The 14,896-nt window shown below is 48.8% G+C and carries 17 protein-coding genes and 1 other annotated feature; of the genes, 15 read left to right on the top strand and 2 right to left on the bottom strand.

Annotated features, from left to right (window positions below; genetic code table 11):
- Positions 1 to 6: 6 nt before the first annotated feature.
- Positions 7 to 546: an aminoglycoside 6'-N-acetyltransferase AAC(6')-35 gene (aac(6')-35, locus tag C7R94_RS13045; protein WP_106781736.1), complete on the bottom strand. Its 540-nt coding sequence runs from the start codon at positions 544 to 546 to the stop codon at positions 7 to 9.
- A gap of 107 nt (positions 547 to 653) precedes the next feature.
- Here aac(6')-35 and C7R94_RS13050 point away from each other — a divergent pair, with 107 nt between their 5' ends.
- From C7R94_RS13050 to C7R94_RS13090, 9 genes are all read left to right on the top strand, one after another.
- Entirely contained in the window at positions 654 to 2,129 is a 1,476-nt protein-coding gene (locus tag C7R94_RS13050) for an Rne/Rng family ribonuclease (RefSeq protein WP_106781738.1), read from the top strand.
- A gap of 57 nt (positions 2,130 to 2,186) precedes the next feature.
- Positions 2,187 to 2,265: a sequence feature (ribosomal protein L21 leader region), on the top strand.
- Between the two features lie 10 nt (positions 2,266 to 2,275).
- The gene (rplU, locus tag C7R94_RS13055) at positions 2,276 to 2,587 is read left to right on the top strand and encodes a 50S ribosomal protein L21 (RefSeq protein ID WP_047072807.1); all 312 of its coding nucleotides are present in this window, start codon (positions 2,276 to 2,278) and stop codon (positions 2,585 to 2,587) included.
- 13 nt (positions 2,588 to 2,600) lie between these two features.
- Complete coding sequence (locus tag C7R94_RS13060) at positions 2,601 to 2,951, top strand: ribosomal-processing cysteine protease Prp (RefSeq protein ID WP_106781741.1); 351 nt, start codon at positions 2,601 to 2,603, stop codon at positions 2,949 to 2,951.
- 7 nt (positions 2,952 to 2,958) lie between these two features.
- The gene (gene rpmA, locus C7R94_RS13065; RefSeq protein WP_005832382.1) at positions 2,959 to 3,252 is read left to right on the top strand and encodes a 50S ribosomal protein L27; all 294 of its coding nucleotides are present in this window, start codon (positions 2,959 to 2,961) and stop codon (positions 3,250 to 3,252) included.
- Positions 3,253 to 3,453: 201 nt separating this feature from the next.
- Positions 3,454 to 4,038, top strand: a complete 585-nt coding sequence (locus C7R94_RS13070; RefSeq protein WP_106781743.1) for a sporulation initiation phosphotransferase B — start codon at positions 3,454 to 3,456, stop codon at positions 4,036 to 4,038.
- Between the two features lie 13 nt (positions 4,039 to 4,051).
- On the top strand, positions 4,052 to 5,329 hold the full coding sequence (obgE, locus tag C7R94_RS13075) for a GTPase ObgE (RefSeq protein WP_106781745.1): 1,278 nt from the start codon (positions 4,052 to 4,054) through the stop codon (positions 5,327 to 5,329).
- Between the two features lie 8 nt (positions 5,330 to 5,337).
- A complete protein-coding gene (locus C7R94_RS13080) occupies positions 5,338 to 6,000 on the top strand; it encodes a PilZ domain-containing protein (protein WP_047072802.1) in 663 nt (220 codons plus the stop codon).
- Between the two features lie 290 nt (positions 6,001 to 6,290).
- Positions 6,291 to 6,746, top strand: a complete 456-nt coding sequence (locus C7R94_RS13085) for a helical membrane plugin domain-containing protein (RefSeq protein ID WP_047072800.1) — start codon at positions 6,291 to 6,293, stop codon at positions 6,744 to 6,746.
- A gap of 42 nt (positions 6,747 to 6,788) precedes the next feature.
- The gene (locus tag C7R94_RS13090; RefSeq protein ID WP_106781747.1) at positions 6,789 to 7,967 is read left to right on the top strand and encodes an NAD(P)/FAD-dependent oxidoreductase; all 1,179 of its coding nucleotides are present in this window, start codon (positions 6,789 to 6,791) and stop codon (positions 7,965 to 7,967) included.
- Between the two features lie 59 nt (positions 7,968 to 8,026).
- Here the strand turns inward: C7R94_RS13090 and C7R94_RS30265 are convergent, their stop codons facing one another.
- Complete coding sequence (locus C7R94_RS30265; protein WP_007728640.1) at positions 8,027 to 8,179, bottom strand: hypothetical protein; 153 nt, start codon at positions 8,177 to 8,179, stop codon at positions 8,027 to 8,029.
- A 185-nt stretch (positions 8,180 to 8,364) separates the two neighbouring features.
- Here C7R94_RS30265 and C7R94_RS13095 point away from each other — a divergent pair, with 185 nt between their 5' ends.
- The 6 genes from C7R94_RS13095 to C7R94_RS30920 all read left to right on the top strand — a co-directional run bounded on the left by C7R94_RS13095 (position 8,365) and on the right by C7R94_RS30920 (position 14,890).
- On the top strand, positions 8,365 to 8,808 hold the full coding sequence (locus C7R94_RS13095) for an ACT domain-containing protein (protein WP_047072794.1): 444 nt from the start codon (positions 8,365 to 8,367) through the stop codon (positions 8,806 to 8,808).
- Between the two features lie 34 nt (positions 8,809 to 8,842).
- Positions 8,843 to 10,144: a homoserine dehydrogenase gene (locus C7R94_RS13100; RefSeq protein ID WP_106781750.1), complete on the top strand. Its 1,302-nt coding sequence runs from the start codon at positions 8,843 to 8,845 to the stop codon at positions 10,142 to 10,144.
- Positions 10,144 to 11,226, top strand: coding sequence for a threonine synthase (gene thrC, locus C7R94_RS13105; RefSeq protein WP_106781752.1), 1,083 nt, complete (start codon positions 10,144 to 10,146; stop codon positions 11,224 to 11,226). Before C7R94_RS13100 ends, thrC begins: the two co-directional genes overlap by 1 nt.
- Complete coding sequence (thrB, locus tag C7R94_RS13110) at positions 11,223 to 12,152, top strand: homoserine kinase (RefSeq protein WP_106781754.1); 930 nt, start codon at positions 11,223 to 11,225, stop codon at positions 12,150 to 12,152. The genes thrC and thrB overlap by 4 nt, the downstream gene beginning before the upstream one ends.
- Positions 12,153 to 12,174: 22 nt before the next feature.
- Complete coding sequence (gene pheA / locus C7R94_RS13115; protein WP_106781756.1) at positions 12,175 to 13,038, top strand: prephenate dehydratase; 864 nt, start codon at positions 12,175 to 12,177, stop codon at positions 13,036 to 13,038.
- 115 nt (positions 13,039 to 13,153) lie between these two features.
- Positions 13,154 to 14,890 (top strand): SafA/ExsA family spore coat assembly protein, encoded by a 1,737-nt coding sequence (locus C7R94_RS30920; RefSeq protein WP_106781759.1) that lies wholly within the window; start codon positions 13,154 to 13,156, stop codon positions 14,888 to 14,890.
- The last annotated feature ends 6 nt before the right edge of the window (positions 14,891 to 14,896 follow it).

Raw genomic sequence — 14,896 nt, forward strand, 5'->3', positions numbered from 1 at the left:
TGGTCCTTAATCAGCAGGAGCGATCCATTCCATCAGCCAGCAATCACGCATGCTTCCTTCGTGCCATTCGTGCAGAGGAAGCTCTTTTACTTTTCGAAAGCCACATTTTTCGTAGCAACGGAGGGCTCGTTCATTCCAGGCTTGCGGGTCAATCGCTACTTTTTGTACACGCTTTTCCGTTTGGAGATAGTGGAGGATGGCTTTAACGAGCTGAGTGCCGATTCCACGATTCCAGTAAGCAGGCTCTCCGATGAACTGGTCCATGCCGTAGACAACGTCGTCTCTTGCATACCCATACAATTGTTTTTCCGGGGCATCGAGCGGATAAAATTGCGCATAGCCAATTGGTTTGTCCGTGTGCAAAATCAGGCAGCGGGTTTCACCGTCATCTTCCGGAAAAAAGCTTTGCTGCACGAGAGACTCGTCATGTGGCCGATCGCGACCTTCATAATAGGCCAAAACGCGCTCGTCAGAAAGCCATTTGACTAAGTGAGCGGTATCGTTGGGGGATAATGCTCTTATTTTAAGATCACCAGCATGAATCATGGTTTCTCTCCTTTACCTTGACTTGGTAGCTATGTTAGATTACTTCCTATGAGCCCGGTTATCCTTCTTTTGGGCAATGCTTGCACGGGAAATAAGGAGTGAAGGCAGTGAAGCAAGTAGCGATCAGTGCACAAGGTGGCAGCATCCGCATCGCATTTTTGGAAAACGGGAAATTGCAGGAATGGCGTACACAGGATGTGGGGGCACAAGCGAGCGTTGGTGACATTTATCAAGGACGGATCGCAGATGTGAAGCCTGGCATCCAATCCGCCTTTGTTGATATTGGTACAGGTCAAAATGCTTATTTGTACGTAGATGACACTATTGGTGTGGACTCGGGTGGAGCAGCGAAACCAAGTATTGCGGAACGCGTTCACGTAGGGCAAAAGGTATTGGTTCAAGTGAGTAAAGAGGCGATGGAAATGAAGGCGCCAAAAATCACGATGCGGATCAGCTTGCAGGGGCGTTACCTGGTGTACCTTCCGACTGAAGCAAGCATATCGCTTTCGCGGAAAATATCCGACGATACAAAACGGAAACGACTGCAACAGGTGATCTCTTCGACAGTAGAGCAAGGGGAAGGCTGTATTCTGCGCACGGAAGCAGCGGAAGCGGAGGAGCAGACACTCATTAGTGAACTGACCTATTTGCGCAATCGTTGGCAGGACATGCTGCGAACAGCGGAGGGACTGCGCTCGACCGGGCGGATTTTTCAGGATGCAGAATTGATCGAGGTAGCGCTCCGAGATGGCTTGGCCAACGGAATGGATGAATTGTTGGTAGAAGGTGCGGCGACTCATCAGCAGGTAAAAGCGGCGTTGGCAGCTTTTGCTCCGGAAGTACAAGAGAAGCTTCGCTGGTATCAGGGGAAACAACCGCTCTTTGACTTCTTGGGTGTCGAGGCGGAGTTGATTCGTGCTCGTGATCGACAAGTGCCGCTTAAGAGTGGAGGGTCCTTGGTCATCGACAGGACGGAAGCGATGACGGTCATCGATGTAAACACTGGTTCCTTCACTGGTGGGGGAGGGCAACAGCGGGAGCAGGCAGTGACGGCAACCAATCTGGAGGCGGTAGCTGAAATTGCCCGGCAGCTGCGGTTGCGAGACATCGGTGGCATCATGATCATTGATTTCATCGACATGAAAGAAGAGAGCAATAAGGAGCGAGTGATCACGCGATTGAAACAAGAGCTGGCGAAGGACTCTGTGCCTTCGACTGTTCTCGGAATGACTTCGCTCGGATTAGTCGAAATGACGCGAAAAAGAGTTCGAGCGAGCCTGATGGAGCGGTTGACGGAGCCATGTGAGGCATGCAAGGGTCGAGGGAGAGTTTGGCGAGTAGACGAGCTGTTCCGGCGTTTGTACGCCGAAGTCCTCGCATTGGCAAAGAGCCAAGAGGCGGAGGCTGTTCTCGTGGACATGCCGCCAAGATTGCTGGACACGATCGAAGAGTGGGAGAGGGCAGAAGCAATTACATGGCCTGTCCATGTCTATAAGCAGCTTGTCCCTTCTATGAGCCCAGACGAGTATCGAATTGGATACGTCGGAAATCGGGCAGAGGCACAGCGTTTACAATCGAAATAACTTGACTGGGCTATTATATCTATGATAACCTAATGGTTGTCATGCAGATATGCCTCGTGCATACTGTAACCGCACGAATCAGGTACATAAGCCGTCGCTCGTCGACGCACCTGTAAAGGCGAGTCTGAGTATAGGAGGTGCACACAGTGTACGCAATTATCGAAACCGGTGGAAAGCAATACAAAGTTGAAGAGGGAGCAGTTCTCTTCATCGAGAAATTGGCTGGCAACGAAGGAGACGTTGTTACTTTTGACAAAGTTCTCTTCGTAAGCAAAGACGGCAAAGTTACTGCAGGAGCTCCTACAGTAGCTGGTGCAACGGTAACTGGTAAAGTAGAAAAACACGGTAAAGCTGCAAAAATTATCGTGTACAAATACAAAGCCAAGAAAAACTACCGTCGCAAGCAAGGTCACCGTCAACCATTCACCAAAGTTGTGATCGAGAAGATCAACGCTTAATTGGTGACTTGTTATGATTGAAGTGATCGTGAGCCGTGCGCAGCACGGTATCCATGAAATTAGTATTTCCGGACATGCCAATGCGGGTGCCTATGGGGCAGACATCGTTTGTTCTGCTGTATCAGGCATCAGCTTTGGTATATTAAACGCCATCCAACCTTTGACGGGCATCACTCCTGATGTCACTGTCGCACAAGAAGGCGGTGGGTTCTTGAAGTGGAGTCTTTCTTCTTCGGATGATGAGACTGCACGCGAGAAACAACAGCTTTTGGCAGAGAGCATGGTTATTGCTCTTTTGTCGGTTGAGGCGAATTACGGTAAATACGTAAAAGTAAATGATCGTAAATGGCAGGGAGGTGTCTGATATGAACATGCTGTTTAACTTGGACCTTCAGTTTTTCGCATCGAAAAAAGGGGTAGGTTCCACAAAGAACGGTCGCGATTCCATTTCCAAACGTCTGGGCGTGAAACGTGGCGACGGGCAATTCGTTACTGCTGGTAACATTCTCGTTCGTCAACGCGGAACAAAGATTTACCCAGGTGCGAACGTAATGAAAGGCGGAGACGACACTCTGTTTGCAACTGCAGATGGTGTTGTTCGTTTCAAGCGTCTGGGCCGTGATCGCAAACAAGTTGTGATCGAGCCAGTTGCTTCCGAAGCGTAAATATTTGTTAAGAAAAACCCAGCGATATAGCTGGGTTTTCTTTTTGTCCGGCTCTTTTTTAACGAGCAGGAATTTAAAAATTCCGGAGCGCATAAAAACTTCCAGTAAAACGCGGTCGCTCTTCTATGATTTTGCCTCGAAAGAGGTTTTTTTATGGTACAATAGATGGGAAAGATATTCTTATCGACTTGGGTGAATGTGATGGGGGACGAGCGGAGGCTGTTTACGCATCAGACAGACCAACTGCTGACCGTTCTGAACAGGCAGCGGCATGACTGGTTGAACCATGTTCAGGTTCTGCTCGGCTATTTGCATTTGAACCGTACTGAACAAGGAGAGGCCCATTTGAAGCGCATCGCACAGATGGCGATGCAGGAATCGATGGTTGCCCGATTGAATAGCTCCTTGTTGTCCGTCTTCTTCTTGACATTTAACGCACTGAACAATGAATTGCTTTTAGAAGTAGACGTGTGCAATCATGTGGATCTCACGCGAGTAGTTTTGAACGAGCAAGACTTGTTTCAGTTGGTGTCAGAGATATTATGCACAGTGAACGATCATGTAGACCAGAGCGGGTACGAAGCAGCCAGCATGCAAGTAAGCTTGCAGATGGATGACCGTGGCGTTCATTTTCGTTTTGACCTTGCCGGTGTACTTCGTGCATCCGGAATGGAAGAATTGGAAAAGCTGATACGTAAAAGCGAACAGAGTGCGGTGGAGGTCACTGAGTGGATACATACGGAAGAAGAATGGGTCCTGAAATTAGTGGTCCCATTCGCGGAATGAAAGAGGTGACACCATGTTTGTCGATCAGGTAAAAGTATATGTAAAAGGCGGGGACGGTGGTAACGGAGCCGTCTCCTTTCGCCGGGAGAAGTACGTACCGCTAGGTGGTCCAGCGGGTGGAGATGGTGGTCAAGGCGGAGATGTCGTGTTTGTCGTGGATGAAGGTCTGCGTACACTGGTAGATTTCCGTTATCAACGACATTTCAAAGCACCTCGCGGAGAGCATGGCCGCAACAAATCTCAGCACGGAGCAGGTGCGGAAGATATGGTCGTGCGCGTGCCACCGGGAACAACTGTCATTGATGATGATACCAAAGAAGTGATTGCCGATCTCGTGGAGCAGGGCCAACGTGCAGTGATCGCAAAAGGCGGACGTGGTGGACGAGGCAATATTCGTTTTGCCAACTCTTCGAATCCAGCCCCACACATCTCGGAGAACGGTGAGCCAGGTCAAGAGCGTTACATTGTCATGGAGCTCAAGCTGATAGCAGATGTAGGCTTGGTTGGTTATCCGAGTGTAGGAAAATCAACGTTGCTGTCCAGTGTAACAGCGGCGAAGCCAAAAATTGCGGCGTACCACTTTACGACGCTGACACCAAATCTGGGTGTTGTGGACTTGGGCGAGCAGAGCTTCGTAATGGCTGATTTGCCAGGATTGATTGAAGGCGCGCATGAAGGTGTTGGTCTTGGTCACCAATTCCTGCGCCACGTAGAGCGTACACGCTTGATCGTCCATGTGATTGACATGGCGGCAGTAGATGGGCGCGATCCGTACGAGGATTATTTGCAGATCAACAGAGAGCTGACTATGTATAACCTGAAGCTCGAAGATCGTCCGCAAATTGTAGTAGCGAACAAAATGGAATTGCCAGGAGCAGAGGAAAACCTGCGTATTTTCAAGGAAAAGGCTCCAGATGTGAAGGTGTACGAGATCTCTGCTGCAACTCGTCAAGGCGTACAAGAGCTGATGTATGCAATCGGGGATACCTTGGCGACGATTCCGGACAAGCCTGCTGTCGAGGAGGTTGCGGAAGTGGAAGAGCGCGTAGTGTTCCGAGCAGAAAAAGAACCAGAGGCATTCGAAATTACGCGTGACAACGAAGTGTTTGTCGTCAGCGGTGAGAAGATCGAGAAGCTCGTACGCATGACGAATCTGAACAGCTATGATGCAGCCCAGCGTTTTGCAAGACAAATGCGCAGCATGGGTGTAGATGATGCTCTGCGAAAGTTGGGAGCAAAAGACGGGGATACCGTTCGGATCGGCAAATTAGAGTTTGACTTTGTGGAGTGACAAAAAACATGATTGATATCCCATCACTGAACCCATTTTTGGGGGATAAACGACTGCAACGCGGTGCGGCGCTACCGCTAATCATCTCCAAGCAGGTGAAGACACCTGTCCAAGTTTTGGTTGAACATGCAAAGACCAATTATCTCGTAGTTTCCTATGAGATGAAGCCTGAAACGAAAGCAGAGCTTCTCGGATCAACTGTACGCATTCGTTGGGAAACAGATGCGGCAGTGAACACCATTGATTTGGAAGTAGTTTCGGAGCAAACAATTTGGCCGATCAAGCTTTTAGGGATGATTCCGATTAGTGTAGGGGTAGAAATTACACAGCGCAAGCAGGATCCCATCTCCCCAGATCTCGGTATTTCTGTCCCTTACAAGGTGATGGGAGCTAGACCGATCGAAGAAAAAGGCGAGGCAGTGTTGCTGAAATTCTCTCCTACCCGTCTTGTTTTGGGAACGGACGGATATGTGTCAAAGGGCGATTTTCTCCATTTGTCTTTCAAGATACCGAAGCAAGCGCAGGAGATCGTCATGATGGCGAAAATCGTGGAAAAAACGTTCCAAGACAAGCAAACAATCATTGAATTGATCTTTACGGATATCAATGAAAAGCATCATGAAATCATCAAAGATTACTATAAAAAGCTCTCAACTACCGCTTCTTCCTAAGGAAGCGGTTTTTTTCCTTTGATGTTCCTGTGAAGAAGGTATATAGTAGAGTACATAGAGTTCTAAATCGAGCCTGTTCACTTTATGATTTGTTGTGTACGCTTTCCTGAATAAATACTTGTGAAATCATTCACTTTTTATTATTCGAATTCGTTGTCTGCTTTACTTTGTGAAAAATGTTACAAACAATTTTTTACCGGATTTTCAGGGAGAATAGCGGCCGTTACTCGTATGAACAGGCATCGAGAATGAAAGGCCTCTATTCCAAAGCAAAGGAGGACGTTTTTTTTATGTCTCAAACAACTACGCAACAAGCTCAAGCTGCTGCTGAAGTAGCAAGCACTGCTACTCTGGCGCCAGCGCAGCAACAAGATGTACTCGATCAGTTGATGAAACCAGAAATCCAAGAGTCACTCAACGTATTGGTGGCAAACCTGCCTAAATTGGCGGAACTGACAACTCTTTTGACCAAAACCTATGATTTGGTACAAACGGTAGCAAATGATCATGTATTGATCGACGACATTAAAGGCGGAATGGAAGAGTTCGTAAAACCGATCTCTGACAAAGCGAAAGGTATTGCGCAAGCAGCCATTGAAGCCAATGACCGTGTTCATGTAGAAGAGTCTACGATCGGTTTGTTCGGTATTCTCAAAATGCTCAAAGATCCGCAAGTACAAAAAACATTGCGTTTCGCACAAGCATTCTTGGAAGTAACAGCAGAACGTCAACAACAAAAACGCTAGTATTTTTATTATTGGATGTAAGACAAGGACGGAGGATTGGGCATGGCGAAGCATATTCTGATTCTAGGCGGCGGTTATGGCGGTTTGCTCAGCGCATTGACTGCACGTAAATACATGACGGCTGAAGAAGCGTCGATCACGGTGGTAAACCGTTTTCCTACTCACCAAATCATTACGGAACTGCACCGCTTGGCAGTAGGAAACCTGTCTGAACAAAACGTGGCGCTCCCTCTGGAAAGATTGCTGCGTGGCAAAGAGATTAACCTCGTGGTAGACACGGTAAAAAATATTGGTCTCGATTCCCAACGCGTAACACTGGCGAGCGGCGAGTCCATCAAATACGATGCTTTGGTAATTGCGCTGGGAAGTGAAACCGCATTCTTTGGAATCCCGGGTCTGCAAGAGTATAGCTTTACACTGAAGTCTGTAGAAGAAGCAAATCGTCTGCGTGCACATCTCGAAGAGCGCGTGATTGAGTACAAGACGAGCAAAAATAAAGCAGATGTTACCTTCGTTGTAGGTGGTGGCGGTCTGACAGGTATCGAGCTGGTTGGGGAATTCGCCGATATGTTGCCAAATCTGTGCCACAAGCACGGCGTAGACTTTGCAGACGTATCCATCTACTGCGTAGAAGCAGGCCCTTCCATTTTGGCTGGCTTTGCTCCTGACCTGGTTGAGCGTGCGAAAACGAGCTTGGAAAAACGCGGTGTTCAATTCCTGACAGGCGTACCTGTAACGGAAATGAAAGAAACCACGGTTTGCCTGAAAGATGGCGGAACCATTGAAACCAAAACAATGGTATGGACAGGTGGCGTACAAGGAAATCGTGTAGTAGCTGAGTGTGGCGTGGAAGTAAACCGCGGACGTGCAACTGTTACAGAATTCCTGCAATCCACTTCTCACCCTGATGTATTCCTTGCAGGTGACAGTGCGGTCGTAATGGGGCCAGAAGGTCGTCCATTCCCTCCAACTGCGCAATTGGCATGGCAAATGGGTGAAGTTGTTGGATACAATCTCTTTGCACACTTCAACGGCACCAAAATGGATACTTTCAAACCAGTATTCTCCGGTACATTGGGTAGCCTAGGCCGTAAAGACGCGATTGGAACAATTGGTGCAAGCCAACTGAAGTTGAAAGGCTTGCCAGCAACCTTGATGAAAGAAGCAAGTAACGTTCGCTACTTGACTCATATCAACGGTCTATCCTCTTTGGCATACTAATCGAATCTAATCGAATCAGGAAAACCCGGGATCATGATGCCCGGGTTTTTTGTGCTTGTTTATCCGTTTCCGCTCGGATCTTCAATCACGTTTGGAGATTGAGCCATCTTTTTGCCACGCATGTCATTGCCAAACTGTTCGAGACTGCTTGGCTTACCCGCTGGGTGATTGTTACGGCGCTCCGATTTATCTGACTTTCCACGTCCGGCCATTTGCCTTTCACCTCCTCCATACGATACGCATTATTGTGCGCGAAGAAGCTTCCCCTCATGTAATCAAAGTAAACCAAATATGATCCGATGAAAAAAAGTGACGGATAAGGATTGTCACATTCCATGCTTTCCGTTATAATGTCCTCTATGAAGAAACAACTGTTTTTCTCAGGAGGACACAGCGCGTGAAAAAGGAAGAAAAATTCTACTTGATTCGATCTGACATCCTGCCAGAATCGATTGCCAAAACGATTGAAGCCAAGAAGATGCTGGAATCTGGCGAAGTGGATACCGTGAATGAAGCGGTTGAACGGGTGGGATTGAGCCGTAGTGCTTTTTATAAGTACAAAGATGGCATTTTTCCGTTCAATGCGATGATGAGTGAAAAAATTATGACGTTTACTTTCTCTTTGGATCACATGTCAGGTTACTTGTCCAAAGTGCTCACCTATGTAGCAGATCAAGGTGGAAACGTATTGACCATCAATCAGACGATTCCACTTCAAGGGATTGCTACAATATCCATGTCAGTCGATATGGCTAATCTTCGCGTATCTAGCACGGAGTTTTTGGATAACTTGCAGCTAATCCCAGGCGTTCGCAAAGCGATGATCGTCGGTAGAGGCTAAGCAAAAAAATCAAAAAAAGGCAGGGGAGAGAGACATGGAGAAGCAGAGCATTAAATTGGGATTAATGGGATTTGGAACAGTCGGGACTGGTGTCGTACGCATTATTCAAGCGCATCAGGAGGATTTGCAAAAGCAAACCGGACTCAGTATTGAGGTGTCCCGTATTCTTGTTCAGGACGCGGAAAAATCTCGCAATATTTCATCCATGGAGGGTGTGCTGACCACTGACCCTGCTAGTCTTTTGGATGATCCAGAAATTGAAGTCATCGTAGAAGTGATTGGCGGCATTCACCCTGCAAAAGAATACATTTTGGGAGCACTCGAACGAGGCAAGCACGTAGTAACAGCCAACAAAGATCTGATGGCGTTGCACGGTGCAGAAATTTTAGAGAAGGCACAAGAAAAGGGCTGTGACGTTTTCTACGAGGCAAGTGTAGCAGGTGGAATACCGATCCTGCGCGCATTAGTAGAAGGGTTCTCCTCAGACCGTATTGCGAAAATGATGGGGATCGTCAACGGGACGACCAATTACATCATGACCAAAATGAGTCAAGAGGGCGCAGAATATAGCGAGGTATTGAAAGAAGCGAAAGCACTGGGCTATGCGGAGCAGGACCCAACCTCTGATGTGGAGGGCTTTGATGCCGCCCGCAAAATGGCAATTTTGGCAACTTTGGGCTTCCGTGTACCGATGAAGCTCGAAGATGTGGATGTAAAAGGGATCAGTTCCGTGAGCAAGGAAGATATCGCCTATGGCAAACAACTGGGCTATGAAATCAAGCTGCTCGGACTAGCTCGTCGTGACGAAGAGGCGATTGAGGTAAGTGTGCAGCCGACTCTGGTTCCGAAATCTCATCCACTCGCTTCCGTAAATGGCGTCTTTAATGCAGTGTACGTACATGGGGAAGCGGTAGGAGAAACCATGTTTTACGGGCCGGGCGCAGGTGAATTGCCGACTGCTACCGCTGTTGTGTCTGACCTAGTCACTGTCGTCAAAAACAGAAAGCTAGGAGTGAATGGACGTGGAATGGTTGCTCCATACAAAGAAAAAGTACTGAAAGAAGACAGCGAAAAATTCTCAAAATACTTCCTGCGTATCGTAGTTGCAGATAAACGCGGTGTTCTTGCTCAAATTACACAGCTGTTGGCTGACAAAAATATTTCTCTTGAGCAGGTCATCCAGCAACCGTTCAACAACGGACGGGAAGCAGAGATTATCATGATTACACACATGTCCTCAAAAAGTGACATGGATGCGGTCCTGGCTTACATGGAACAGATGGATATCGTATCAACTGTGCAGAGCTGCTACCGTGTAGAAGGGGGAGACAAATAATGGCTTTTAATAGACAGTCTGGCATCTTGGCACGTTACCGGGAATTTCTCCCGATAACGGAAAAAACTCCGCTGGTCAGCTTGCATGAAGGAAACACCCCGCTGATCCATGCCCCGAACCTATCCAAACAATTGGGGGTGGAGCTGTACGTCAAATATGAGGGGCTTAATCCGACCGGCTCTTTCAAAGATAGAGGCATGGTCATGGCTGTAGCGAAAGCGGTAGAAGAGGGAAGCAACACAATCATGTGCGCTTCGACGGGGAATACATCAGCAGCAGCTGCGGCGTATGCGGCACGTTCAGGATTGCGTTGCATCGTCCTGATCCCGAACGGTAATATCGCACTGGGCAAGCTGGCACAGGCTATCGCCTATGGCGCAGAAGTCATCGCGATTGACGGTAATTTTGATGAAGCACTGGATATCGTTCGCGAAATCACAGCGAAAGAGCCGATTACACTGGTGAATTCCGTAAACCCTTATCGGATTGAAGGACAAAAGACTGCGGCATTTGAAGTGTGCGATGCGTTGACGGACGCACCTGACATATTGGCCATTCCAGTTGGCAACGCAGGTAACATTACAGCATACTGGAAGGGCTTCGAAGAATATTTTGCAGCCAAAAAATCGAGCCGCTTGCCTAAGATGTACGGATTCCAGGCAGCGGGAGCAGCGCCGTTGGTTCATGGCGAACCGGTAGCCAACCCTGAAACGATTGCGACAGCTATTCGCATTGGCAACCCGGCGAGCAAGGATGGCGCTTTGAATGCCATTTCGAAATCAAGCGGTCTCGTCGATAGTGTAACGGACGAAGAAATTTTGCGTGCTTATCATTTGCTGGCAAAGAGTGAAGGTGTGTTTTGTGAGCCTGCCTCGGCAGCATCGCTGGCTGGTATTATCAAGCTGCATGAGGCTGGAAGGCTCCAATCTGGCAGCCAGATCGTGTGCGTATTGACTGGAAACGGACTAAAAGATCCTAATATCGCTTTGAAGCTGGTAGGTGAAGAGCCGCGTTCTGTTCCGGCGACACATGAAGCTGTGATGGAGCTGGTTCGTCAAAGTGGGAGAGAATTTGTATCATGAATGGACGGCGTGTAAAAGTAACCATACCGGCAACGACAGCGAATCTGGGACCGGGATTCGATGCGCTGGGCATGGCTTTCCAGTTGTATTCTGTCGTAGAAATGGAAATTAGTGATCAAACGACAGTAGAGATGATGGGCAAGGAGCTACAAGGAACACCGACGGACAAAAACAATCTTCTATACAAGGTTGCGGCGGGATTGTTTCAAGAAGCTGGTCTCGCTATTCCTGAGCTCTCGATCCGTGCTTCCAGTGAGGCCCCCTTGACGAGAGGATTGGGGAGCAGTGCCGCAGCGATTGTCGGTGCACTCGTAGCGGCCAACCATCTCGCTGGCGAACCATTTACACGTGAGCAATTGTTTGAAAAGGCAACACGCCTGGAAGGGCATCCGGATAACGCAGGAGCTTCGATGTTTGGCGGCATCATTGTTGCGACGATGCCTGAGAAACCAGGGGCACCTATCCCTTATGTGCGGTTTTCTGCTCCGGCGGGGTTGCAATCTCTCGTCGTGATCCCAGAATTCATGTTGTCGACAGAAAAAGCGCGGAACGTCTTGCCACAGGTGTACAGCAGAGAGGATGTTGTATATAATGTGGGTCATAGTAGTTTGCTAGTTGCTGCACTAGCACAGGGCAGACTCGACCTGATGGGAAGGGCAATGTCGGATCGGCTGCATCAGCCGTATCGAGCAAAGCTTGTACCTGGCTTGGACGAAATCCTGGACAAAGCGACTGAACACGGGGCACTGGGGGCAGCTTTAAGCGGCGCTGGACCGACGATTCTCTGTTTCTTTTCTTCGGATGAAGAATTAGAGAAGCTACGTGCATTTGTGGACAGAGTGATGAAAGGGCACGACATCTCGTACCGCGTGATGATCTTGCAACCGGACGAAAATGGCGTACAGGTAGAAATCCATCAGAGATAGACCATAGTGGATAGGAGTAGCCATGGAGAAGAAACTTGCTTTTCTAGGACCGCGTGGAACGTTTACCGAAGAAGCAGCGAGGATATTGTCGCTCGGACAAAAGCTATCATTCGTTCCGTACCCAAGTATTATTGAAGTACTAGACGCTGTTTCCAAAAAGGAAGTGGCATACGGTGTCGTACCAATGGAAAACTCCATTGAAGGAACGGTCAATTCTACACTGGATTGGCTCATTCACGAAGTAGATCTGCCCATTTTGGCGGAGCTCGCACTGCCGATTACGCAAAACCTGCTGGTGGCAAAAAGAGAGCACCCATTGCCTTTGTCCGCGATTACGAGAGTGCTGTCACATCCTCAAGCGATTGCACAAAGCCACAACTTTTTGCGTGAGAATTTGCCGGAAGCAGCGATCGAAACGGTAAACAGTACGGCATTGGCTGCAAAAATAGTGAGTGAGCACCCAGAAGAGCCATGGGCTGCTGTAGGTACTCGATTAAATGTAGAGATCTATCCATTGGAGTTTGCGCGTGAACAAATTCAAGATTATTCGAATAACTACACGCGCTTTGTTCTCGTCGGCCTGGAAAGTCTTGATCTGCCGGTTTCCCGTAAGGAAAAGACGACGATATTGGTCACACTGCCGGAGGATTTCCCGGGAGCATTGTATCAAGTGCTGGCTGCTTTTGCTTGGAGAAAGGTCAACTTGTCTCGCATTGAATCACGTCCGACGAAGAAAGCACTCGGAAGCTATTATTTTGTCATCGACATTGAGCAGAAGATGGACGATGTCTTGTTGCCAGGAGCGTTTGCGGAGATTGAAGCCATTGGTTGTCAAGTTCGTCAGCTCGGGACGTATCCATTTTATATGCATCAGACCAATTCCTAGAGGGATTGGTTTTTTCTTTTTCTACTCTCTCCCAACAAAGGAATGGCGCCAAGGAGCAAAACGCCCATGACTGCATACGATGTTAGGGAGTTTGGTGCAAGGGAGGAGAAAAACATTGAGAATACACATCGTCCAAAAAGGCGATACGATGTGGAAGATCGCCAAAAGATATGGCGTCGATTACAAAGAACTGTTACGCCTTAATAGTCAATTAAAAACTCCCGATACAATTTATCCAGGAGCGAGAATCAAGATTCCGGCGAAACAAGTTCCTGTCCGACCACGACCACCGCAAAGAACGACGCCCCCGCATCCAATGAGTGAGGCGGCCCCTTATGTGAAAGAAAGACCGATTATGGAAGAGGAAGAGATGGAGGTGCCGCAACAAATTGAAAGGCGGCCAATTGAGCCGGAAGAATCAGGAGAGGTGGAAATCGAATCTAGGGAGGAGATCAGACCTACTCTACCGCCAGCTCCCATTCCTACGAAACCACCCAAGGAAATGCCTAGACCTCCCAAAGAAACGCCAAGACCACCAGTCCCTTCTGTTTCACCAGAGGTAGTCAGGCCAACGGCACCACCAACATTACCACCTCCACCACCAACACAGCCAATTGAAAAACCAATGGAAGAATCAATCGAAAAACCAATCGAAAAACCAATCGAAAAACCTACAGAACCGATTGAAAAGCCAACACCGTATAAACCACCGAACATTTCAGGCAAGCCAAATGTGCTGCCTCCTGTTCCGCCTGTACCTATACGTCCACTCATACCGACTCCGCCTCCGACTAGAGTGAGTCCGTATATTTATCGACCAGCGATTCCACCGAATCAAAATGTGCCCAACATTCCATATAGACCACCGACTCAGGTCTTGCCACTACAGCCTACACGACCGCCAGTATATGCTTGCCCACCTTGCCCACAGCCGAATTATCCACCGCCACAGGTAAGTCCATTGCAGCCGATGCAGCCAAACTATCCACCGCCACAGGTAAGTCCATTGCAGCCGATGCAGCCAAACTATCCACCACCACGGGTAAGTCCATTGCAACCGATGCAGCCAAATTATCCACCACCACGGGTGAGTCCGTTGCAACCGATGCAGCCAAACTACCCGCCACCACGGGTGAGTCCGTTGCAACCGATGCAGCCCAACTTCCCACCACAGGTAAGTCCGTTGCACCCGATGCAGCCAAACTATCCACCACCACGAGTGAGTCCGTTGCAGCCGATGCAGCCAAACTATCCACCACCACGGGTGAGTCCGTTGCGGCCGATGCAGCCGCCTTCGAAGGTGAGCCCACAACAACAGCTCAAGCCACCTTCAAAAGTGAGTCCACAACAGCAGCTCAAGTCACCTTCAAAAGTGAGTCCTCAACAGAAGCTAAAGCCATCGACGAGGGTAAGTCCAGAGCAAGACCGCAGGCCATCGCCACAGGTGCGTCCATTCCAGCCATTCCCACCTCCGTTTATGCCACCATTCCCGCCTTGCCCACCGTACGGAAACCCGTGGATTGGCCCGTTTTATCCAAATAGACGACCGATTGTCCCACCAGCAATCAGACCGATGCCGTTTCCTTATCCATGCCCGCCACCATTTCCACCCATGCCATTAAAGCGGCCACGAGCGAAGAAGCCTGTGTGCCCGGAACCAGTGGAGTCATCATCATGTGAGTGTTCTTCTGAAGTCCCGGAGTACAGAGGCCGAAAGGGCAAGTACAATCGTTCTCCACAGGGGATTCACAATAACATGATGTTCCCACCTTCCCCGTGTATGGCTTCCATGCCTGAACAAGGGGTTTGGCCGAACTGGGGAGATGGGCATGAAGAATCCTCTTCTTACTGAGAGGGT

The sequence above is a fragment of the Brevibacillus sp. NRRL NRS-603 genome (assembly GCF_003013445.1).
Classification (GTDB): domain Bacteria; phylum Bacillota; class Bacilli; order Brevibacillales; family Brevibacillaceae; genus Brevibacillus; species Brevibacillus formosus.

Bases quoted from the DNA above. Each gene is read 5' to 3' on its own strand.
- C7R94_RS13060 (WP_106781741.1), top strand. From the start codon at position 2,601: ATGATTGAAGTGATCGTGAGCCGTGCGCAGCACGGTATCCATGAAATT.
- rpmA (WP_005832382.1), top strand. From the start codon at position 2,959: ATGCTGTTTAACTTGGACCTTCAGTTTTTCGCATCGAAAAAAGGGGTA.
- C7R94_RS13070 (WP_106781743.1), top strand. From the start codon at position 3,454: ATGGGGGACGAGCGGAGGCTGTTTACGCATCAGACAGACCAACTGCTG.
- obgE (WP_106781745.1), top strand. From the start codon at position 4,052: ATGTTTGTCGATCAGGTAAAAGTATATGTAAAAGGCGGGGACGGTGGT.
- C7R94_RS13080 (WP_047072802.1), top strand. From the start codon at position 5,338: ATGATTGATATCCCATCACTGAACCCATTTTTGGGGGATAAACGACTG.
- C7R94_RS13085 (WP_047072800.1), top strand. From the start codon at position 6,291: ATGTCTCAAACAACTACGCAACAAGCTCAAGCTGCTGCTGAAGTAGCA.
- C7R94_RS13090 (WP_106781747.1), top strand. From the start codon at position 6,789: ATGGCGAAGCATATTCTGATTCTAGGCGGCGGTTATGGCGGTTTGCTC.
- C7R94_RS30265 (WP_007728640.1), bottom strand. From the start codon at position 8,179: ATGGCCGGACGTGGAAAGTCAGATAAATCGGAGCGCCGTAACAATCAC.
- C7R94_RS13100 (WP_106781750.1), top strand. From the start codon at position 8,843: ATGGAGAAGCAGAGCATTAAATTGGGATTAATGGGATTTGGAACAGTC.
- thrC (WP_106781752.1), top strand. From the start codon at position 10,144: ATGGCTTTTAATAGACAGTCTGGCATCTTGGCACGTTACCGGGAATTT.
- thrB (WP_106781754.1), top strand. From the start codon at position 11,223: ATGAATGGACGGCGTGTAAAAGTAACCATACCGGCAACGACAGCGAAT.
- pheA (WP_106781756.1), top strand. From the start codon at position 12,175: ATGGAGAAGAAACTTGCTTTTCTAGGACCGCGTGGAACGTTTACCGAA.